General features: G+C 66.9%; 17 protein-coding genes, 1 pseudogene and 1 riboswitch. Of the genes and pseudogenes, 10 read left to right on the top strand and 8 right to left on the bottom strand.

What is annotated here, in order from left to right; translation table 11 throughout:
- Positions 1-15 precede the first annotated feature (15 nt).
- Complete coding sequence (locus C1924_RS01260; RefSeq protein WP_108763724.1) at positions 16-1,383, top strand: short-chain fatty acyl-CoA regulator family protein; 1,368 nt, start codon at positions 16-18, stop codon at positions 1,381-1,383.
- 466 nt (positions 1,384-1,849) lie between these two features.
- On the opposite strand, the gene C1924_RS01255 is transcribed toward C1924_RS01260, so the two are convergent.
- Entirely contained in the window at positions 1,850-3,724 is a 1,875-nt protein-coding gene (locus C1924_RS01255) for a patatin-like phospholipase family protein (RefSeq protein WP_108763723.1), read from the bottom strand.
- A gap of 203 nt (positions 3,725-3,927) precedes the next feature.
- On the opposite strand from C1924_RS01255, the gene C1924_RS01250 reads away from it, so the two are divergent.
- The 5 genes from C1924_RS01250 to C1924_RS01230 all read left to right on the top strand — a co-directional run bounded on the left by C1924_RS01250 (position 3,928) and on the right by C1924_RS01230 (position 9,230).
- Positions 3,928-4,983, top strand: coding sequence for a bifunctional nicotinamide-nucleotide adenylyltransferase/Nudix hydroxylase (locus C1924_RS01250; RefSeq protein ID WP_108763722.1), 1,056 nt, complete (start codon positions 3,928-3,930; stop codon positions 4,981-4,983).
- Between the two features lie 64 nt (positions 4,984-5,047).
- The gene (locus C1924_RS01245) at positions 5,048-6,457 is read left to right on the top strand and encodes a nicotinate phosphoribosyltransferase (RefSeq protein WP_108763721.1); all 1,410 of its coding nucleotides are present in this window, start codon (positions 5,048-5,050) and stop codon (positions 6,455-6,457) included.
- Between the two features lie 128 nt (positions 6,458-6,585).
- Positions 6,586-6,779, top strand: a riboswitch (cobalamin riboswitch).
- 158 nt (positions 6,780-6,937) lie between these two features.
- Complete coding sequence (locus C1924_RS01240) at positions 6,938-7,609, top strand: epoxyqueuosine reductase QueH (RefSeq protein WP_108763720.1); 672 nt, start codon at positions 6,938-6,940, stop codon at positions 7,607-7,609.
- 56 nt (positions 7,610-7,665) lie between these two features.
- Positions 7,666-8,292 carry a bifunctional nicotinamidase/pyrazinamidase gene (gene pncA, locus C1924_RS01235; RefSeq protein ID WP_108766929.1) on the top strand — a complete coding sequence of 209 codons (627 nt, stop codon included), beginning with the start codon at positions 7,666-7,668 and terminating at the stop codon, positions 8,290-8,292.
- A 194-nt stretch (positions 8,293-8,486) separates the two neighbouring features.
- Positions 8,487-9,230 carry an NYN domain-containing protein gene (locus C1924_RS01230; protein ID WP_254051193.1) on the top strand — a complete coding sequence of 248 codons (744 nt, stop codon included), beginning with the start codon at positions 8,487-8,489 and terminating at the stop codon, positions 9,228-9,230.
- Here the strand turns inward: C1924_RS01230 and purU are convergent.
- Positions 9,227-10,078 (bottom strand): formyltetrahydrofolate deformylase, encoded by an 852-nt coding sequence (purU, locus tag C1924_RS01225; protein ID WP_108763718.1) that lies wholly within the window; start codon positions 10,076-10,078, stop codon positions 9,227-9,229. The genes C1924_RS01230 and purU overlap by 4 nt on opposite strands.
- 60 nt (positions 10,079-10,138) lie before the next feature.
- Positions 10,139-10,393, bottom strand: coding sequence for a DUF2798 domain-containing protein (locus C1924_RS01220; protein WP_174208924.1), 255 nt, complete (start codon positions 10,391-10,393; stop codon positions 10,139-10,141).
- A gap of 122 nt (positions 10,394-10,515) precedes the next feature.
- Between C1924_RS01220 and C1924_RS01215 the strand changes: the two genes are divergently transcribed.
- On the top strand, positions 10,516-11,427 hold the full coding sequence (locus C1924_RS01215; protein ID WP_108763716.1) for a LysR family transcriptional regulator: 912 nt from the start codon (positions 10,516-10,518) through the stop codon (positions 11,425-11,427).
- Between the two features lie 3 nt (positions 11,428-11,430).
- Here C1924_RS01215 and C1924_RS01210 read toward each other — a convergent pair whose 3' ends face one another.
- From C1924_RS01210 to C1924_RS01200, 3 genes are all read right to left on the bottom strand, one after another.
- Positions 11,431-12,534, bottom strand: a complete 1,104-nt coding sequence (locus tag C1924_RS01210; protein WP_108763715.1) for an NADH:flavin oxidoreductase/NADH oxidase — start codon at positions 12,532-12,534, stop codon at positions 11,431-11,433.
- A 661-nt stretch (positions 12,535-13,195) separates the two neighbouring features.
- Positions 13,196-14,002 (bottom strand): NAD-dependent protein deacetylase, encoded by an 807-nt coding sequence (locus tag C1924_RS01205; RefSeq protein ID WP_108763714.1) that lies wholly within the window; start codon positions 14,000-14,002, stop codon positions 13,196-13,198.
- A 43-nt stretch (positions 14,003-14,045) separates the two neighbouring features.
- Complete coding sequence (locus tag C1924_RS01200; RefSeq protein ID WP_108763713.1) at positions 14,046-14,468, bottom strand: acyl-CoA thioesterase; 423 nt, start codon at positions 14,466-14,468, stop codon at positions 14,046-14,048.
- Positions 14,469-14,559: 91 nt separating this feature from the next.
- On the opposite strand from C1924_RS01200, the gene C1924_RS01195 reads away from it, so the two are divergent.
- On the top strand, positions 14,560-15,195 hold the full coding sequence (locus tag C1924_RS01195; RefSeq protein WP_108763712.1) for a LysE family translocator: 636 nt from the start codon (positions 14,560-14,562) through the stop codon (positions 15,193-15,195).
- 87 nt (positions 15,196-15,282) lie between these two features.
- Positions 15,283-15,351, top strand: a pseudogene (locus C1924_RS20685) (LysE family translocator); the annotation flags it as partial.
- Between the two features lie 181 nt (positions 15,352-15,532).
- On the opposite strand, the gene C1924_RS01185 reads toward C1924_RS20685, so the two are convergent.
- Entirely contained in the window at positions 15,533-16,552 is a 1,020-nt protein-coding gene (locus tag C1924_RS01185; protein ID WP_108763711.1) for a ribonucleotide-diphosphate reductase subunit beta, read from the bottom strand.
- A 143-nt stretch (positions 16,553-16,695) separates the two neighbouring features.
- The gene (locus C1924_RS01180) at positions 16,696-19,098 is read right to left on the bottom strand and encodes a ribonucleoside-diphosphate reductase subunit alpha (RefSeq protein ID WP_108763710.1); all 2,403 of its coding nucleotides are present in this window, start codon (positions 19,096-19,098) and stop codon (positions 16,696-16,698) included.
- 566 nt (positions 19,099-19,664) lie between these two features.
- Between C1924_RS01180 and C1924_RS01175 the strand changes: the two genes are divergently transcribed.
- Positions 19,665-20,471, top strand: a complete 807-nt coding sequence (locus C1924_RS01175; RefSeq protein WP_108763709.1) for a DUF2884 family protein — start codon at positions 19,665-19,667, stop codon at positions 20,469-20,471.
- Positions 20,472-20,568 lie beyond the last annotated feature (97 nt).

Genomic DNA, 20,568 nt, shown 5'->3' with positions numbered 1-20,568 from the left:
ATTCATGTTAATTCTGTGAATTTCCAGCCATCACAACGCCAATTGGGGCTGCGCCTGCTGCGTCTGCGCGAGCAACGCGGCTACAGCCAGGTGGACCTGGCCCGCGCCTTGGGCCTGTCGGCCAGTTACCTGAACCAGATCGAGCGCAACAAGCGCCCGCTGACCCCGGCGGTGCAGAAGAAGCTGGGCGAGGTGTTGGGCGATGTTTCGGCCCTGTTCGACGACGATGAGCCCGCCGCGCTGCAGGAGGCACTGGGCGAGACCCTGCGTGACCTGGGCCTGGCGGAGGTGAGCGCGACCGAGCTGCGGGCGCTGGCTGGCAACCTGCCGCAGGTCAGCCGCGCCCTGCTGGACCTGCACCGCCGCCACCTGGCCCTGCGCGAGCATGCCGCCGCGCTGGAGTTCCAGCTGGGCGAGCCCGACGCCGGCAGCACCCTGCCTGCGGGCGACCAGGTGCGCGAATTCTTCAACCGCATGCACAACCACATCCCCGAACTGGACGAGCTGGCCGAGCGCCTGTTCGCCGAGTGGGGACTGTCACCTGGGCACGTCGCGCCGCGCCTGCGCCAGCTGCTGGCCGACCGCCACGGCGTGCTGGTGGAAGTGACCGCGCTGCAGGCCGGGCGCGAGAAGCGCCAGTTCGATGCTGGTGCGCGGCGGCTGTGGCTGCCCGATTACCTGGAGCCGGGCCAGCAGGCCTTCCAGATGGCCGCCGAACTGGCCCTGCACGGCTACCTGCCGCAGATCGATGCGGTGATCGCGCGCGCGGGCTTCCACGATGAGGCGCGCATCGCGCAGGCGCGGATCGGCTTGTCGAACTACTTCGCTGGCGCACTTGTGATGCCGTACATGCGGTTCCTGCGTGCGGCCGAGGCCAGCAGTTATGACATCGAGCTGCTGGCGCACCAGTTCGGTGTGGGCTTCGAGGCAGTGTGCCATCGGCTGAGTACGCTGGCGCGGCGCAGTGCGCCGGGGCTGCCGTTCTTCTTCATCCGCGTGGACCGCGCGGGCAATGTGTCCAAGCGCCACTCGGCCACCGATTTCCATTTCTCGCAGGTGGGCGGTTCGTGCCCGCTGTGGATCGTCTATGAGGCGTTCAACCAGCCGGGCCGCATCCTGACGCAGACCGCGCGCATGCCTGATGGACGACGCCACTTCTGGCTGGCGCGACAGGTCAGCAGCGGGCCGGTGGGCCATGGCCAGCCGCGCAAGACGTTTGCGGTGGCGCTGGGCTGCGACCTGCAGCATGCCGAGCGGCTGGTGTATTCGCTGGGGCTGGATGTGCAGAGCCCGGGGAATTCGGTGTCGATCGGCCCGGGGTGCCGGGTGTGCCCGCGCGAGGACTGCATGCAGCGCGCGTTCGCGCAGTTGCCGGGGCGGTAAGGGGCATCTACGGTAGTGCCGGCCGCTGGCCGGCATGCTCTTGCTCTGCGCAAAGTGCATCCACGCATGGCGTGGATCTACTGCCCACGTTCTTGCTCTGCGCGAAATGCATCCACGCATGGCGTGGATCTACTGCCCACGTTCTTGCTCCTGCGCGAAATGCATCCACGCATGGCGTGGATCTACTGCCCACGTTCTTGCTCCTGCGCGAAATGCATCCACGCATGGCGTGGATCTACTGCCCACGTTCTTGCTCTGCGCAAAGTGCATCCACGCATGGCGTGGATCTACTGCCCACGTTCTTGCTCTGCGCGAAATGCATCCACGCATGGCGTGGATCTACTGCCCACGTTCTTGCTCCTGCGCGAAATGCATCCACGCATGGCGTGGATCTACCGCTCTGGTAGGTGCCGACCGTTGGTCGGCACGCTCTTGCCCTGCGCGAAATGCATCCACGCATGGAGGGTCAGTAGATCGGCGTGACCTTCATCTGCGGCAGCGGGCGCGGTGCGCCGTCGGTCAGGTCCGGGCCCAGGTCTTCCCACGTGCGGCCCTGCTCGACCATCTGCGCCCACAGCTGCTGCGAACCACGACGCTTGTCTTCCGAACCCAGCTTGTACGACGGCGGCGCGGGTTCGCCGTGGGCAACGAGGGAATACGACGCGCGGTACGCCAGTACCTGTTGCGCCGGGTCATCCGTACGCGCCACTTCAATGGTGTAGCGCTGGTAGGCCGAGGCCAGGTTGCGCCAGCGGATCCAGTAGTGGTTCTCGAACGAGAACGCGCAGAAGCGTGCGCCGGCCAGGCTGCCCTTGTCGGCGATGCGGCTCAGCACGTCCTGCGGCATGTCCAGGTTCATGCCGCCTTCGTCGCCCTGCAGGCTGACGTGCACGATGCGATCGCGGTAGCCCGGAGCGCGCGCCTGCAGCAGATCGCGCCAGTTCTGCATGGTCGCCACCACCGCGAACAGGAAGCGGCCCAGCTCGGCCGCTGCCAAGGGCGTGGCGATGGACTGGTAATGCCGCTGCCAACCGTGGCGGTTTTCGGTGGGCAGCACCACCGCGCGTTCCAGTGCCTGCTGGCCAGTGGCGCCGTGGCTGACATCGTCGGCGTGCTGCGGGTACACCAGGTTGATGGCGAAGGTCGGCCAGCGCGGCATGGCCGCGTCGAACAGGTGGATGGGGAAGTTGCTGCTGATGCCACCATCAGAGAACCAGCAGATGCGGAACGCGGTGATGACCGGCCCGCAGGACTGACCGCCACTGGTCAGTCCTTCCATGCTGTCAGCCACGTTGTGCGCGGCATCGGCGGTGGCCGGCAACGGCTCGCAGCGGCGTTCGCGGCGTGCCGGTTCGTGCAGCGGCACCGCGCTGATCAGCAGCGGGAAGCTGAGGCTCATGCGCGTGGCCACCAGCACCGGCAACTGCGGGCCCTGCGGCAGGTGGTAGTACTGCCGCCCCTCCACCTGCACGGGTGCGCCGGCATGGTCGACCAGCCACTGCACCACGCTGGCCGGAAACAGCTGCTCGAACTCCTCGCGCAGGAACCAGAACTGCGCGCCGCCGAAGGGCAGCGTGCGCGGTTCGTTGTGCGATACGCAGGTGGTGATCATCTGCAGGCTGATGGCGTGCGGGCTTTCCGGTTCACCGGCATAGCGCGGGGCGTCGTGCAGATCGGCAAAGGTGAGCGGTGCATCCAGCGGCTTGCCAGCCAGTTGCTGCAGGCTCTGGTGCAGCCATTCGGTCAGCGCCGGCGTGCGTGCGTCGCGACCCAGGCCGCTGCACAGGCCCAGCAGGTTGCGCCGCGCCACCCGCGCCACCCGCAGCGCGGCGCCGGCCACGCCGGCCCCGTACGCACACAGCAGTGACGGCAGCAGCGTGGCGGCCACACCGCTCCAGCCACCGCCCCACCAGCCCAGGCCGAGCAGCAGCGCCAGCGACACCAGCACTTCCAGCGGGGCGATCTCAAACACCGCCACCGCCAGGCACAGCAGCTTGCGCGGCCAGCGGTAACTGCCGGTCAGCGCCACCAGCAGCCGGTACGCCGCGCGCGCGCCGCGTGCCGGCTGGAACAGGCTGTAAATGAAGCCGCGCCGCGACAGCTGCGCCGATACGACAGCCAGGCCGCCATAACCGGCATCGTCGGCCAGATGTTCACCCGCCTGCTGGCGGCGGTCGCCACAGGCCGCCGCTGCAGCCACTGCCGCCGCAATGGCGCCAGCCGAGGTGCCGCCGATGCTCTTGAACCGATAGTCACGGGCCAGTGCCAGTACCGCATTGGGGTACACGATGCCGCTGGTGATGCCGCCCTTCATGACCAGATCGCAGTACTTGTCTGCCACTACCCTGCCCCCGCTGACTGTGCCTGAGATGCCATCCGACGCTACGGATGCAGTATGACGCGAGGGCTTCTCACAGCTTGAGAACCCGGCCACGCATCCACGCATGGCGTGGATCAACCGGTGCACTTGACCCCTACAACCATCGGCGTAGCATCAGCACCAAGCCAAGGGACAGACCCGCGGCTGCCACAACGACATGAGGGATTCTCATGGAATTCGACTATCTCGTCTTCATCGGGCGTTTCGAGCCCTTCCACAACGGCCACGCCGCCGTTGCCCGCCTGGCCCTCAGCCGGGCCCGCAAGCTGATCTTCCTGGTCGGCTCTGCTGATACCCCCCGCAGCCTGCGCAACCCCTGGACCGTGGCCGAACGCGCCGTGATGATCCAGGCCGCCCTTGATGGTCACACCGACCGCCTGCTGATCCGCCCGCTGCGCGACCACCTGTACAACGAAGCGCAGTGGATCGCCAATGTGCAGCGCCAGGTGGCCGAAGCCCTGCGCAACGATGGCGCCGCCGCCGATGCCAAGGTCGGCCTGATCGGCATGGACAAGGATGCCTCCAGCTACTACCTGCGCGAATTCCCGCAGTGGCCGCTGGTGGACGTGCAGCACACTGCCACCCTGTCGGCCACCGAACTGCGCCGCTACCTGTTTGAAGCCGGCGATGTCGACTTCCACGGTGCGCTGCTGATGCTGCGTGGCAATGTGCCGGCCCCGGTGTACGACATGCTTGAGGCGTTCCGGAAGAGTGCACCGGCCTACGGCCAGCTGGTGGCCGAGTACCGCTTCATCGAACAGTACAAGGCTGCCTGGAAGGACGCGCCCTACGCGCCCACGTTCGTCACTACCGATGCGGTGGTGGTGCACTCGGGCCACGTGCTGCTGGTGCGCCGCCGTTCGGAACCCGGCAAGGGCCTGTGGGCGCTGCCCGGTGGTTTCGTCGGTCAGGACCAGAGCCTGCTCGACAGCTGCCTGCGCGAACTGCGCGAAGAGACCCGGCTGAAGATTCCGCTGCCGGTGCTGAAGGGCTCGCTGAAGAGCCAGCAGGTGTTCGACCACCCCGACCGCAGCCAGCGCGGCCGCACCATCACCCATGGTTTCCACTTTGAATTCCCGGCCGGCGATCTGCCCCCGGTGCGTGGCGGCGATGACGCCGACAAGGCGCGCTGGATTCCAGTCAGCGAAGCCCTGGAGATGGGCCCGCAGCTGTACGAAGACCACCTGCACATCCTGGAGTATTTCCTCGGCCGCGGCTGACCTGCCCGGCTTCCCCACTGGCGGATAGACCGCTGGTGTCACCCGACGCGAAGGAGCTTCCGTCATGCACTACCTCGATTACCTTCTCCTCAACACCGACAGCTACAAGGCCAGCCACTGGCTGCAGTACCCGCCCGGCACCGATGCCACGTTCTTCTACGTGGAATCGCGCGGCGGCCTGCACGACCGCACGGTGTTCTTCGGCCTGCAGGCCATCCTCAAGGACGCCCTGGCACGGCCCGTCACCCACGCTGACATCGACGACGCCGCTGCGGTGTTCGCCGCGCATGGCGAGCCGTTCAACGAAGCCGGTTGGCGCGATATCGTCGACCGCCTCGGTGGCCACCTGCCGGTACGCATCCGCGCCGTGCCGGAAGGCAGCGTGGTGCCTACACACCAGGCGCTGATGACCATCGAGTCGACCGACCCGGCCGCGTTCTGGGTGCCGTCGTACCTGGAAACCCTGCTGCTGCGCGTGTGGTACCCGGTCACGGTGGCCACCATCAGCTGGCATGCGCGGCAGACCATCGCCGGTTTCCTGCAGCAGACCAGCGATGACCCGCAGGGGCAGCTGCCGTTCAAGCTGCACGACTTCGGCGCACGTGGTGTATCGAGCCTGGAATCGGCCGCACTGGGCGGTGCCGCGCATCTGGTCAACTTCCTCGGCACCGATACCGTCTCGGCGCTGTGCCTGGCACGTGCGCACTACCACGCGCCGATGGCCGGCTATTCGATACCCGCTGCCGAGCACAGCACCATCACCAGCTGGGGCCGCGATCGCGAAGTGGATGCGTACCGCAACATGCTGCGCCAGTTCGGCAGGCCCGGCACGATCGTCGCCGTGGTGTCGGACAGCTATGACATCTACCGCGCCATCAGCGAGCACTGGGGCACCACCCTGCGCGATGAAGTGATCGCCTCGGGCGCCACCCTGGTCATCCGCCCCGACTCGGGCGACCCGGTGGAGGTGGTGGCCGAAAGCATGCGCCGGCTGGATGAGGCCTTCGGCCACACGATCAACGGCAAGGGCTACCGCGTGCTCAACCACGTGCGGGTGATCCAGGGCGATGGCATCAACCCGGACACGATCCGCACCATCCTGCAGCGCATTACCTCGGAGGGTTACGCCGCGGACAACGTGGCCTTCGGCATGGGCGGCGCGCTGTTGCAGCGGCTGGACCGCGATACGCAGAAGTTCGCGCTGAAGTGCTCGGCCGCGCGCGTGGACGGTGCATGGATCGACGTCTACAAGGACCCCATCACTGATGCCGGCAAAGCCAGCAAGCGCGGCCGCATGCGTCTGCTGCGGCGCGTGGATGATGGCAGCCTGCATACGGTGGCACTGCCGGCCAGCGGTGACGACACGCTGCCGGTCGGCTTCGAGGATGCGATGGTGACCGTGTGGGAGAACGGACGGCTGCTGTGCGACCAGCGGTTGGATGAGATCCGTGCGCGGGCGGCTGCCCAGCGGTAAGGGCGCATCCACGCATGGCGTGGATCTACTGCGGCGTGTCCGGGGTCGGATCCCGTTGCCGCGCAACGGGCTCCGACCCCGGCCCCCTTGACCCGCGCCAGCAACCCGTCCACCGTGGGCACGCCGAAGGTATCCCTGCAGTCGTTGCGACAACGGCAGGGATTTGAACGGGAATCCGGTGAAGGCGCCTCGCGCGCCCATTCCGGAGCTGCCCCGCAGCGGTGAATGGAAACGAATCCTGCCAACAGCACTGGGCTCGCGCCTGGGAAGCGGCAGGTAGTAGGTGGGCTGCGGCCCGTGTCCATCAGCCCGAATACCGGCCCCGGCCGGGGGACACGACCGTCCCCTGATTCGACCTGGAATCTCCGCGGGGAGGTTGCCGGGGCCACTGTCGTCCTGCGCGTGCAGGCGGCGTGGTCGCGCGCGTCCTGTTCACGGTTTCCGGCCAGACCCGTTGCCAACGCCCAGATGCACCCGACGATGACCGAGTTCCAACGCCCCGCCCTGTCCCTCCCCGCCGATGGCAAGCGCCTGCTGCTGCATTCGTGCTGCGCGCCCTGCTCGGGCGAAGTGATGGAGGCGATCACCGCCTCCGGGATCGACTACGCGATCTTCTTCTACAACCCCAACATCCACCCGGTGAAGGAATACGAGCTGCGCAAGCAGGAGAACATCCGCTTCGCCGAGCAGCACGATATTCCCTTCATCGACTGCGACTACGACACCGACAACTGGTTCAGCCGTGCACGCGGCATGGAAAATGAGCCCGAGCGCGGTATCCGCTGCACGATGTGCTTCGACATGCGTTTCGAGCGCACCGCGCTGTACGCGCATGAGCATGGCTACGACACCATCAGTTCCTCGCTGGGCATTTCGCGCTGGAAGAACATGGCGCAGATCAACGACTGCGGCATCCGCGCAGCGTCACGCTACGAGGGCCTGCAGTATTGGGATTACAACTGGCGCAAGGGCGGTGGTGCCAGCCGCATGGTGGAAATCAGCAAGCGCGAGCAGTTCTACCAGCAGGAGTACTGCGGCTGCGTGTACTCGCTGCGCGATGCCAACCGCCACCGCCGCGAAACCGGCCGCGAGCGCATCAAGATCGGCCTGCTGTATTACGGCCAGGACAATGAAACGCCGCAGGGCGATTGACGTGCGCGCAGGGGGCGGCCACGCTGGTCGCCCCTTCCGTGCCGCTGGACCCTGCCATGACCGCCCTGCCCGCCGATGTCGCCCTGCTGGTGATCGACCTGCAGCCGGACTTCATGCCCGGTGGCGCGCTGGCCTGTGACCAGGGCGATACGCTGGTGGCGCCGATTGCCGAACTGCTGGCGCAGCGCCACTACCGTACGGTGGTGGCCACGCAGGACTGGCACCCGGCCGGCCACGCCTCCTTTGCCAGCCAGCACGCTGGCAAGCGCCCCTTCGAGACCATCCTGCTGCACGCGCAGCCGCAGACCCTGTGGCCGGACCACTGCGTGCAGGGCAGCGACGGTGCTGCGCTGCACCCGGGCGTGGGCTGGACCGTGGCCGACCTGATCCTGCGCAAGGGCACGCGCCCGCAGGTAGATTCGTACAGCGCGTTCCGCGAGAACCATGGCCCGGAGGGCGAGCGCCCGCCGACCGGCCTGGCCGGCTGGCTGCATGAGCGCCGCATCCGCGAAGTGCATGTGTGCGGCCTGGCGCGCGATTACTGCGTGCTGTGGAGCGCGCAGGACGCGGTGAAATCCGGCTTCCGGGTGAAATTCCTGTGGGAGCTGACCCGGCCGGTGACTGAAGCGAACGACGCGATGGTGCGCGAGGCACTGGGCAAGGCGGGGATCGCGATCGCCTGACCCGTGGCCGCCGGACATGGCCCGGCGCTACCTCATCCCCGCGATTGGTAGTGCCGGCCGCTGGCCGGCAACCGGCAACTGTCGCGTCTGCCGCTTGCACCCCCCTGCCCACAGCAAGACAATGAACCCATCCAGCCCCTCAAGTACGCCCCCCTACAGATCGCGGGACGGCCGAACCAGGGGCTTTTCATTGGATGGAACCGGAAGGCAACGGCATGCCAACAGCGATCCTCATCGATGGCGGCTATTTTGTTAAGCGATTCCGTCGCATCGAGCCGCACAACGCGCATAACGCCGAGCGTGCTGCAGAAGTGGCACACCGATGGGCTCTCGCGCACCTGACTTCGTCGGGCTGCGACAGGCGCGAGCTCTACCGCATCTTCTTCTACGACTGCCCGCCGCTGCAGAAGCGGATGCACAACCCGATATCTGGTGTCTGCATCAACTATGCGCAATCGCCCGAAGCACTATTCAGGGTCGGCCTGCATGACGCTTTGAAGCAGAAACGGAAAGTGGCCTTGAGGCTTGGTCATCTCGCGGACTCCAACGCATGGACGACTGGTTCCCGAACGCTTGATGCGCTCATGAAAGGCAAACGCGAATTTTCCGCGCTCCTGCCGAGCGACCTGCACCCGGAGGTGAGGCAGAAGGGCGTCGATATGCGTATTGGCTTGGACATCTCCTCATTATCACTGAAACGACAGGTTCGTCAGATCATTCTGGTAGCGGGAGATGCGGATTTCATTCCAGCCGCCAAACTCGCGCGGCGCGAGGGCGTTGACTTCATTCTGGATCCGATGTGGTCTTCGATTCCGCCCGGCCTTCTGGAGCACATTGATGGCGTTCGTTCAACTTGCCCCAAGCCCATCAACAGGAAAGATGCGTGGAGCAGCTCCGCCGGGCATGGCCCGGCGGGCGCGGATCAGGTGGAACGTTAACGGAACACGACGGTGCGGTGCCCGTTGAGCAGAATGCGGTGCTCCACATGCCGGCGCACGGCACGCGCCAGCACCTGCGATTCGGTATCGCTGCCCAGCCGCACCAGTTCGCGTGGTGCCATGGCGTGGTCCACGCGGGCCACGTCCTGTTCGATGATCGGGCCTTCGTCCAGATCTTCGGTGACGTAGTGCGCGGTGGCGCCGATGATCTTGACCCCGCGCGCGTGCGCCTGGTGGTACGGCTGCGCGCCCTTGAAGCTGGGCAGGAAGCTGTGGTGGATATTGATCGCGCGGCCCGCAAGTGCGCGGCACAGCGTGGGCGAAAGAATCTGCATGTAGCGCGCCAGCACGACCAGATCGATGCGTTCGCGCTCGACCAGATCGATGATCTGCTGTTCCTGCACCGCACGCGTTTCCGCGTTCACCGGCAGGTGGTGGAACGGCACCTGGTAGGACGCGGCCAGCGGCGCGAAGTCAGCGTGGTTGGAGGCCACTGCGGCGATATCCACCTTCAGCTGGCCGCTGTGCGCACGGAACAGCAGATCGTTCAGGCAATGGCCCTGCTTGCTGACCAGCACCAGCAGGCGCGCGCGGCGGCGCCCATCGTGCAGCTGCCAATCCATGCCGTAGTCGGTAGCCAGCGCGGCCGTGGCCGCATGCACGGTGTCCAGCGGCAGGCTGGCATCGCGGTCGAAATGCACGCGCAGGAAGAAGCGGCCGCTCTCCTCATCGCCGAACTGCTGGGCGTCGAGGATGTTGCAGCCGTGGTCGAACAACAGCCCGGACACGCGGTAGACGATGCCGGTGCGGTCGGGGCAGGACAGGGTGAGAATGGAATCGGGGCGCATCGCCCGAGTGTAGGGCAGCATCCTGCCGCGATGCACAATGCTGTCAGATGCAACCGATCTTCAGTGCGGATGCACCGTCAACGCCACCAGCCGCACCACCAGCGGGCGCACCAGCAGCACACCGCAGAACGCAACCGGCATGGCCATCTGGTAGGCAGCCAGCACCCGCGCCAGATAGCCGCTGCCCAGCCCAGCGTTGGCGGCGGTGATGACCAGGCACATCAGCAGCGCCATCAGGCTGGCCATGAAGAAGGCGAAGACAAACGGCGTGCTGCGGGCGTGCAGCTTCCAGCGGGGCGTTCGGGGGTGGGCCATGGCGCATCGCATCGAGTGAAGTGGGCCGGCAGGCTAGCGGTGCGGCGGCCCGCGCACAGCCCTCTCGCGCTTGGTGCAGACCCAAGCCACGCTTGCCGGCTTCCGTGGCAAGCTGGCCGATCATGAACCTGTTGCAGCTCATCCGCAGCTTCACCCGCACCGCAGAGACCGGCAGCATTGCCGCCGCGGCCCGCCACCTTGGCATCAGCGCCACCGCCGTGGGCCAGAACATCCACCGGCTGGAAGCCCACCTGGGCGTGCGCCTGCTCAACCGCAGCACGCGGCAGCTGGCACTCAGCGAGGCCGGTGCGGTGTACCTGGCGCAGGTGCGGCACATCGAGGCCGACCTGGCGCGCGCGCAGGCGATGGTCACCGCCGGCGATATCGAGCCGTCCGGGCCGCTGCGCATCGCCAGCAGCAGCGCGTTCGGCCGCCACGTGCTGGCACCACTGCTGCCCAGCCTGCAGCAGCGCTACCCGCAGCTGCAGCTGGAACTGTGCTTGAGCGATCGCGCCGTGCAGCACGGGCCGGAAGCGGTGGATGCCAGCATCCGCATCGGCGCGCAGCTGGAAGACGGGCTGGTGGCGCGGCCGCTGGCGCGCATCCCGTTCGTGTTCTGTGCCTCGCCGGGCTACCTGGAGGCGCACGGCACACCGGCCGATCCGGCCGCACTGAACGGCCATCGCGGCCTGCTGCACCGCTTCCCCACCGATGGCCGGCCGCTGCGCTGGGGCCTGCTGAAGGACGGCCAGCGGGTGGATGCGGCGCTGCCGCCGAGCATGGTCTGCGATGACATCGACGCGCTGGCCGAACTGGCCGCTGCAGGCGCGGGCATCACCCGGCTGGCCGCGTTCGTGGCCGAGCCCTATCTGCGCGATGGCCGCCTGCAGGCGGTGTTCGGCCCGGCCAGCGACTGGCAGCCGGAGCCGATGGAGGTGTTCTTCTGCGTGAGCGACCGTCGCGATTTCACCGCGAAGATCCGCGCGCTGTTCGAGCACCTGCAGGCCGGCATCGCGCCGGCCTGGCAGGTCTGAGGCTCAGCGCGCGCGGAACACGTTGCGCGCTTCGCGCGGCTCGCAGCGCAGGTACTGCGGCGACGGCACCACGCTGTCGCCCAGTGCGGCAGCGGCGTGCCACGGCCAGCGCGGGTCGTAGAGGATGCCGCGGGCCAGGGCGATGGCATCGGCCTGGTTGTGGCGCAGGATCGATTCGGCCTGTTCCGGCTCGGTGATCAGGCCGACCGCGATGACCGGCATGCGCAGCTTCTTGGCCTTGATGGCCGCCGCGAACGGCACCTGGTAGCCCGGGCCGACGCTGATCTTCTGGCGCTCGTCGAGGCCGCCGCTGGACACGTGCAGGAAGTTGCAGCCGCGCGCGTCCAGCACCTGGGCCAGTGCTTCGCTCTGCACCAGGTCCCAGCCGCCATCAACCCAGTCGGTGGCTGAAATGCGCACGCCCACCGATACCTTGTCCGACACTGCGGCGCGCACCGCATCGAACACTTCCACCAGCAGGCGCAGACGGTTCGGCAGCGAGCCGCCGTAGCCATCGGTGCGGCGGTTGCTGAGCGGGGACAGGAACTGGTGCAGCAGGTAACCGTGCGCGGCGTGGATCTCGATCAGCTCCAGGCCCAGGCGCTCGGCACGCACCGCGCTGGCCGCGAAGGCGGCGATGATCTCGGCGATGCCGGCTTCATCCAGCGCCTCGGGCACCGGGTCGGCGGCGTGGAACGGTACCGGCGACGGTGCGACGGTGGCCCAGCCGTTGGCATCGTCGGCCGGCAGCTGGCGTCCACCGTCCCACGGGCGGGCGGTAGATGCCTTGCGGCCGGCATGGGCCAGCTGGATGCCCAGCGGCATCGACGACCAGCGGCGGACGCTGGCCAGCACCTGCGCCAGCGCGGCCTCGGTCTCGTCATCCCACAGGCCCAGGTCGGCCCAGCTGATGCGCCCGCGCGGCTCGACCGCGGTGGCTTCCAGGATCAGCAGGCCGGCGCCGGACTGCGCCAGGTTGCCCAGGTGCATGGCGTGCCAGTCGCTGGCGCGGCCGTCTTCGGCGGAGTACTGGCACATCGGCGCGATCACGATGCGGTTGGGCAGGGTCAGGGGGCCGAGGGACATCGGCGAGAACAGCTGGCTCAAGACGGTAAGGACATGCGGAGGGGGTGCGTATTGCACCGCTGCACAGCCTGCGGATCAACCATCTGGATGGATCGCTGTTTCGCGGGGGCGCATTGCACGCTCGCCGGGCATGGCCCGGCGCTACCGGCTGCACGGGGCGATGAACGGTAGAGTCGACTGTCAGTCGACTGCTTTCTGCGATACGGCTGAACACCCCGCGCTGCGCGCGTTAGTCGACTCTACCCGGCCGGATGCTGCCGGGTCGCAAAGGCGGCCAGGGCCTCGGCGCAATCGCGGGGGCGCGTGAACGGTAGAGTCGACCTTTGGTCGACTGCCGTTGGCGATACGGCTGAACACCCCGCGCTGCGCGCGGTAGTCGACTGACAGTCGACTCTACCCGGCCGGATGCTGCCAGGTCGCAATGCGGCCAGGGCCTCGGCGCATTCGCGGGGGCGCGTGAACGGTAGAGTCGACCGTTGGTCGACTGCCGTTGGCGATACGACTGAACATCCCGCGCTGCGCGCGATAGTCGACTGACAGTCGACTCTACCCGGCCGGATGCTGCCGGGTCGCAAAGGCGGCCAGGGCCTCGGCGCAATCGCGTTCATCCCTTCAACGGCTTCGCGGGGGCGGGATGGCTGAACACCCCGCGCTGCGCGCGGTAGTCGACTGACAGTCGACTCTACCGGCTGACGAGGCCAGCCAATGCCTCGGCGCAATCGCGTTCATCCTTGAACTGCAGCAGGTCGTCGGCGCGGGTACGCCCGCGATTCAATGCCGCCACCGGCAGCCCGGCCTTGGCGGCCGCCTGCACGAAACGGAAGCCGGAATAGACCATCAGCGAGGAACCCACCACCAGCACCGCATCGGCCTGGCGCAGATGTTCATGCACGGCCTCAACGCGATCTCGCGGCACGCTTTCACCGAAGAACACCACATCCGGCTTCAACAGGCCACCGCAGTACGGGCAATCGGGCACCACGAAGGTGGAGAAATCGGTCTCCAGATCGGCGTCGCCATCCGGGGCGATGCCCGCTTCCAGCGCCTCCCAGCCCGGATTGGCATCAAGCAGGCGCTGCTGGAAGTCTTCGCGCCCACTGCGGCGCTCGCAGCCCATGCAGCGCACCAGATCGAGGCGCCCGTGCAGGTCGATCACATTCCGGCTGCCGGCACGCTGGTGCAGGCCGTCCACGTTCTGGGTCAGCAGCACCTGCAGGGTGCCGCGGGCTTCCAGCGCGGCCAGTGCCTGGTGGGTACCGTTGGGCAGGGCCAGACCGAAGCGCGGCCAGCCCAGCAGGCTGCGCGCCCAGTAGCGCTGGCGGGTGGCCGCCTCGCCCATGAAGGCCTGGTAAGTCACCGGCGGCGTGCGTTTCCACTGGCCGTCGGTATCGCGGTAATCGGGGATGCCCGAGGCGGTACTGCAGCCGGCGCCGGTCAGCACGAACAGGCGTTGGGCGCGGTCGATGAAGTCGGTCAGCGGCGGGGTCATGGCAGCGAAATGGGGGCGCACGGGCGTCCCCGCAAGCGCGTGGTCAGCTGGCCGGGTCGGCCGCCGGGGCGCCCGGCAGGGCCGGCACCGCGGTCGGATGGCCGTCGTCGCCCAGCGCGATCATCACGAAGTGGCCGCGGGTGCACAGCTTGCGCTCGCCGCTGTGCAGGTCCTCGGCAATCAGCTCCACCTCGACCTTCATCGAGCTGCGGCCCACTTCGACGATGCGGCCCACGGTTTCCACCATCTGGCCGATGCGGATGGGCAGCTTGAAATCGACCTGGTCGCTGCGCGCGGTCACCACGGTGCGGCGCGAATAGCGGGCGGCGGCCAGGAAGGCGGCCTTGTCCATCCACGCCAGCGCCTGGCCACCGAACAGCGTGCCCATGTGGTTGGTGTGGTTGGGGAAGACGATTTCGGCCATGCGCACTTCGATGGGCGGCACGGTTTCGGGGATGGGGGTCATGGCGGGGCCATCGGTGTGGGGTGCGGCGATTTTAAGCCAGGCCCGGTGCAGGCGGCGCTACACTGCGCCACGCCCACTGCACGGACTGCCCATGCCTGCCGCTTCCGACCTGTTGGCCTTTGCCCTGTTGTCGCTGGGCATGGTGCTCACGCCTGGGCCGAACATGGTCTACCTGGTCTCGCGCTCGATCTGCCAGGGCCGCCGTGCTGGGCTGGTGTCGCTGGGCGGCGTGGCGCTGGGCTTCGTGTTCTACATGCTGTGCGCGGCGCTGGGCATCACCGCCCTGCTGATGACCGTGCCCTTCGCCTACGACACGCTGCGCATCGGCGGCGCGCTGTACCTGCTGTACCTGGCCTGGCAGGCGGTGAAGCCGGGCGGTCGCTCGCCGTTCGCGGTGCATGCGCTGCCCGTGGACAGCCCGCGCCGGTTGTTCGCGATGGGTTTCCTGACCAACCTGCTGAACCCGAAGATCGCGGTGATGTACCTGTCCCTGCTGCCGCAGTTCCTGCACCCGGACGGCCACGGCAGCGTGCTGGCCCAGTCGGTGGTGCTGGGCTTCACCCAGATCGGGGTCAGCCTGGCGGTGAACACGGTGATCGTGCTGATGGCCGGCAGCATTGCGGCGTTCCTGGCCGCGAGGCCGAGCTGGCAGGCCGCGCAGCGCTGGCTGATGGGCACGGTGCTGGCCGGGCTGGCCGTGCGGATGGCGGTGGAAGGGCGGCGGTAACCGCTCTCTGTAGCGTCGAGCTTGCTCGACTGCCGTTCGCGGAAAGCAGTCGAGCAAGCTCGACTCTACGAAAGCACGCACGCCGCGCAGCGCTGGTTGATGGGCACGGTGATGGCCGGGCTGGCCGTGCGGATGGCGGTGGAAGGGCGACGGTAACCGCTCTTTGTGGAGTCGAGCTTGCTCGACTGCCGTTCGCGCAGAGCAGTCGAGCAAGCTCGACTCTACAAAGGCGCAAGAGCAGTCGAGCAAGCTCGGCTCTACAGAGGGCCCACGTTCGGCCACAAAAAACCCCGGCATTCGCCGGGGTTTTCTGTTGCGACAGGCCTGACCGGTTCGATCAGAAATTCATGTCGAAGGCGACTTCGCCCTGCACGCCCACCTGGTAGGCCGAGACGCGGCGCTCGAAGAAGTTGGTCAGTTCCTGCACGTCCTGCAGTTCCATGAACGGCAGCGGGTTGCGCACGTTGTACTTCTTTTCCATGCCCAGCTTGGCGAAGTGCTGGTCGGCGCAGTGCTGCAGGTACTGGCGCATGTCGCGGGTCGAGATACCCGCCACGCCACCGGACAGCACGTCCTCGGCAAACTGCACTTCGCACTCGATGGCTTCGGCCAGCATGTCATAGACCTGCTGCTTCATTTCGTCGTCGAACAGGTCCGGCTCTTCCTCACGAACGACGCGCACCGATTCAAACGCGAACTCCATGTGCGCGCTTTCGTCGCGGAACACCCAGTTGGTGCCCGAGGCCAGACCCGGCAGCAGGCCGCGCGAACGGAAGTAGTACACGTAGGCGAAGGCGGCGAAGAAGAACAGGCCTTCGATGCACGCGGCGAAGCAGATCTGGTTCAGCAGGAACTGGCGGCGCTCGGCACGGGTTTCGATGCGCTTGAGGTCCTGGATCGAGTCGATCCACTTGAAGCAGAAGTCGGCCTTCTTCTTGATCGAGTCGATGTTTTCCACCGCGGCGAAGGCTTTGACGCGCTCCTCCGGATCCGGCAGGTAGTTGTCGAGCAGGGTCAGGTAGAACTGCACGTGCAGCGCTTCTTCGTACAGCTGGCGCGACAGGTACATGCGCGCTTCGGGCGCGTTCAAGTGCTGGTACAGGTTCAGCACCAGGTTGTTGGACACGATCGAATCGCCGGTGGCGAAGAACGCGACCAGGCGGTGGATCAGGTGACGCTCACCCGGCGACATCTTGCTGTGCAGGTCGGTGATGTCGATCTGGAAGTTGATCTCTTCCACCGTCCAGGTGTTCTTGATCGCGTTCCGGTACATGTCATAGAACTGCGGGTAGCGCATCGGGCGCAGGGTCAGTTCAAAACCGGGATCGAGCAGCATCTGCTTGGGCGTGTCGGCCATGGGTGTTTCCTTGTCTTCTCGGGTCAAAACGCCGGGCGTGGCCCGGCGCTACCTTGGTGTTTCCGTATTCGAGCAGCAGTGCCGACCAACGGTCGGCACCTACCGCGGGGTTGCCGGCCAGCGGCCGGCACTACCGCACGGCGTTACTGGCAGGCCTCGCAGGCTTCCGGGTTTTCCAGCGAGCAGGCGATGGCTTCGTCCGGGGTGAACACCTTGGCCGGGGCTGCGCTGCTCACCGTGGTCTTGGCGATCTTGGTGGCCGGGCGCGAACGCAGGTAGTAGGTGGTCTTGATGCCCTGCTTCCAGGCGTACATGTACATGGAGGACATCGCGCCGATGTTCGGGCTTTCCATGAACAGGTTGAGCGAGGCCGACTGGTCGATGAAGGCGCCACGCTCGGCGGCCATGTCGATCAGCGAACGCATCGGCAGTTCCCACGCGGTGCGGTAGACCTCGCGCAGGGCTTCCGGAATCTGCGCCACGCCGGCGATGGAACCTTCGGCCAGCTTGATGGCATCGCGCATATCGGCGGTCCACAGGCCCAGCTTCTTCAGCTCGTTCACCAGGTAGCGGTTGACCTGCAGGAAGTCACCGGACAGGGTTTCGCGCTTGAACAGGTTGGACACCTGCGGTTCGACGCACTCGTAGCAACCGGCGATCGAAGCGATGGTGGCGGTCGGAGCAATCGCGATCATCAGCGAGTTGCGCAGGCCGTGTTCCTTGATGCGTGCGCGCAGGGCATCCCAGCGTGCGGTGTCTTCGGGCACCACGTTCCAGGCGTCGAACTGCAGTTCGCCGCTGGCGGCACGGGTGTCGTTGAACGACGGGTGCTTGCCGCGTTCCTGGGCCAGCTCCGAGGAGGTTTCCAGGGCGTGGAAGTAGATGGTTTCGGCAATCTTCTTCGACAGGGCGCGGGCTTCGGCGCTGTCGAACGGCAGGCGCTTGCGGAAGAACACGTCCTGCAGGCCCATGCAGCCCAGGCCGACCGGACGCCAGCGCAGGTTGGCGCGGCGGGCGGTTTCGATCGGGTAGAAGTTCAGGTCGATGACGCGGTCGAGCTGGCGCACGGCCAGGCGCACGGTCTCGGCCAGCTTCTCGAAGTCGAACTCGTTGTGCTCGTCGAAGTGGTTGCCCAGGTTGATCGAACCCAGGTTGCACACGGCGGTTTCATCGTTGGAGGTGACTTCCAGGATTTCCGTGCACAGGTTGGACAGGTGGATCACGTTGCCCGGACGCAGGGTCTGGTTGCTGGCGCGGTTGCACTTGTCCTTGAAGGTCATCCAGCCGTTACCGGTCTCGGCCAGGGTACGCATCATGCGGGCGTACAGCTTGCGGGCGGAGATGGTGCGGTTGGCCTTGCCCTGGGCTTCGGCCTGCAGGTAGGCAGCCTCGAAGGCTTCGCCGAACAGGTCGGTGAATTCCGGCACGACGCGCGGATCGAACAGCGACCATTCCTGGTCGGCCTCGACGCGCTTCATGAACAGGTCCGGCACCCAGTTGGCCAGGTTCAGGTTGTGGGTACGGCGGGCTTCGTCACCGGTGTTGTCACGCAGTTCGAGGAAATCCTCGATGTCGGCGTGCCAGGTTTCCAGGTAGACGCAGGCCGCGCCCTTGCGCTTGCCGCCCTGGTTTACCGCCGCCACGGACGAATCCATGGTCTTCAGCCACGGCACGATGCCGTTGGAATGGCCGTTGGTGGACTTGATGAGCGAACCACGCGAACGCACGCGGGTGTAGCTGACGCCGATGCCGCCGGAGAACTTGGACAGCTGGGCGATGTCGCCGTACTTGGAGTAGATCGATTCCAGCGAATCCTGCGGCGAATCCAGCAGGAAGCACGAGGACAGCTGCTCGTGGGTGGTGCCGGAATTGAACAGGGTCGGGCTGGACGGCAGGTAGTCCAGGTTGCCCATGCGCTTGTACAGCGCCAGGGTCTCGGACACGTCTTCGCTCAGCGCGCTGGCGATGCGCAGGAAGAACTGCTGCGGGGTCTCGATGACCTTGCGGGTGTGCGGATGGCGCAGCAGGTAGCGGTCGTACAGGGTACGCAGGCCGAAGTAATCGAAGTTCAGGTCCAGCGAGATGTCGATGGCATCGTTGAGCTTGCGTGCGTTGGTCTGCACGAAGTTCAGCAGGCGGTCGTTGATCAGGCCCACTTCGTGGCCACGGCTGACCGACTGCGAGAAGGCGTAGATTTCCTGGCCCGACACTTCCTTGGCGATGTAGTTGGCCAGCAGGCGCGCGGCCAGGCGGCCGTACTCGGGCTCTTCACCGATCAGCAGGGCGGCGGTGCGGATGGACAGTTCGTCCAGTTCGCGGGTGGTGGCGCCGTTGTACAGGCCGGAGATGGTACGGGTGGCCACGCGCATCGGATCGACGGCGTGCAGGCCTTCGGAGGAACGCTGCACTGCGCGCACGATCTTGTTCAGGTCCACCAGCTCGGTCGTGCCGTTGCGCTTGGTCACGCTCATCGCGTTGGCCGTCGGCGGCGACGTCAGCAGGAACTCGCTTTCCTTCTCGATGGTGGCGCTGGATTCGGTGGTCACGGCGTGTGTCCTCTTGGCGTGATGTAGGGGTGCTCGATGCATCGGGGGTGACGCAGCCCGGGACATGACAGCCCAGGGTGGCAGGACGGCGTCGCAGGAGGTGAGACCCTGCGCCTTCCGCTGCCGGTTGGCGATCGCTGGCGGGTACCGTGGTGGACCCGCTGCGGACCCGGGAGTTGGGGTAGCTGCGACCGACGGCCACAAGATAGTGGGGGTGATGGGGGCCGTCAACGCCAAATGTAGTGAAATTTGGTAATCCCTTGCGGCGCAAGGATCATGCCATCGACGCCGTGTCCGGACGCTTTGGACCTGCCGGAACGGGCTGCGCAGTCAAGCCCGGAAGGCGTCACATCGGCGGTACAACGTGCTGCGGAAACGGAACAATGACAGCTTCACATGACAGTGATGAAGCTGGCTAGGGACAACCCTGTGGATAGAGGGTGGGCAGCCGGTGGGAAAGCCGGTATGGCCGATGGATGCACACCCGGACAGTGACTTCCGGCCAGTGACGGCACCGCCCTGGCGCGCGATGCTGGGGACCTGCACTGATCGGAAAGGATTCCACCATGCGTCTGCCCCTCCCCGCCCTGGCCCTGCTGGCCGGCCTGGCCACCGCCCCGGTGATGGCCGCCGACGCCCCGACGCTGCGCGCGGACCAATGCGGCATGCGCACCGACTACGACGTGCTGGTGGACAGCGGCGGCATCTGGTTGCGGCATGGCCCACAGGCGCCGCATGAGGTGGTGTTCCACGATGGCGTACTGAGCCTGGACAACACGGTGGTGCCGGTCAGCGAGGCCGATGCAGCCCGCCTGCGGCAGATGGAAGCCGGGGCGCGGCAGCTGATGCCGGCGGCCACGGCGCTGGCGCATGAAGTGAGCGGGCTGAGCTTCGACGTGCTTGATGGAGTCTATGAAAGCCTCACCGGCACTGCCAACAGCCGCAAGGTGCGGCGCCTGCGGCGGCAGGCCGATGACTGGATCGGCAGCACCCTGGGCAAGGGCTACTGGGAACAGGCGGTGTTCGGGCCGGGGTTCGAGGCCAGGGTGCAGGACATGGCCGAGTCGCTGTCGGCGTCCATCGCGCGCAGCATGCTGTGGCAGATGGTCACCGGCCGCAGCGATGCGATGGAAGAGCGCGCCGATCGCCTGGATGCGCAGATGGAGCAGCAGCTGGAAGGCCGCGCCGAGCGCATCGAAGCCCGCGCGCAGGCCCTGTGCCCGCTGGTGGCGGCCGTGGCCGAGGCCCACGATGCGCTGGAAGTGCGCTACCAGGGGCAGCCGCTGCGGTTGATCGAACGTGGCGACACCCTGCAGGCGGCAGCCAGCGCGCGCGAGCAGCCGCAGAGCGATGCGGTGGCGCCGAGCCGATAGCCGAGGGTCTGATGCCGGCCAGCGGCCGGCACTACCGGGACCGCGGCATGGTAGTGCCGGCCGCTGGCCGGCAACGCATCCATCCGCGACGCACCGC

It is taken from the genome of Stenotrophomonas sp. ESTM1D_MKCIP4_1 (assembly GCF_003086895.1).
Taxonomy (GTDB): domain Bacteria; phylum Pseudomonadota; class Gammaproteobacteria; order Xanthomonadales; family Xanthomonadaceae; genus Stenotrophomonas.
Note: the sequence above shows the minus strand (reverse complement) of the source record. Positions and strands in the feature narration are given on the sequence as shown.

What these genes read in the sequence shown, in the direction of transcription:
- C1924_RS01245 (WP_108763721.1), top strand. Translation starts at nt 5,048, where the DNA reads ATGCACTACCTCGATTACCTTCTCCTCAACACCGACAGCTACAAGGCC.
- C1924_RS01240 (WP_108763720.1), top strand. Translation starts at nt 6,938, where the DNA reads ATGACCGAGTTCCAACGCCCCGCCCTGTCCCTCCCCGCCGATGGCAAG.
- pncA (WP_108766929.1), top strand. Translation starts at nt 7,666, where the DNA reads ATGACCGCCCTGCCCGCCGATGTCGCCCTGCTGGTGATCGACCTGCAG.
- C1924_RS01230 (WP_254051193.1), top strand. Translation starts at nt 8,487, where the DNA reads ATGGAACCGGAAGGCAACGGCATGCCAACAGCGATCCTCATCGATGGC.
- purU (WP_108763718.1), bottom strand. Translation starts at nt 10,078, where the DNA reads ATGCGCCCCGATTCCATTCTCACCCTGTCCTGCCCCGACCGCACCGGC.
- C1924_RS01220 (WP_174208924.1), bottom strand. Translation starts at nt 10,393, where the DNA reads ATGGCCCACCCCCGAACGCCCCGCTGGAAGCTGCACGCCCGCAGCACG.
- C1924_RS01215 (WP_108763716.1), top strand. Translation starts at nt 10,516, where the DNA reads ATGAACCTGTTGCAGCTCATCCGCAGCTTCACCCGCACCGCAGAGACC.
- C1924_RS01205 (WP_108763714.1), bottom strand. Translation starts at nt 14,002, where the DNA reads ATGACCCCGCCGCTGACCGACTTCATCGACCGCGCCCAACGCCTGTTC.
- C1924_RS01200 (WP_108763713.1), bottom strand. Translation starts at nt 14,468, where the DNA reads ATGACCCCCATCCCCGAAACCGTGCCGCCCATCGAAGTGCGCATGGCC.
- C1924_RS01195 (WP_108763712.1), top strand. Translation starts at nt 14,560, where the DNA reads ATGCCTGCCGCTTCCGACCTGTTGGCCTTTGCCCTGTTGTCGCTGGGC.
- C1924_RS01185 (WP_108763711.1), bottom strand. Translation starts at nt 16,552, where the DNA reads ATGGCCGACACGCCCAAGCAGATGCTGCTCGATCCCGGTTTTGAACTG.
- C1924_RS01175 (WP_108763709.1), top strand. Translation starts at nt 19,665, where the DNA reads ATGCGTCTGCCCCTCCCCGCCCTGGCCCTGCTGGCCGGCCTGGCCACC.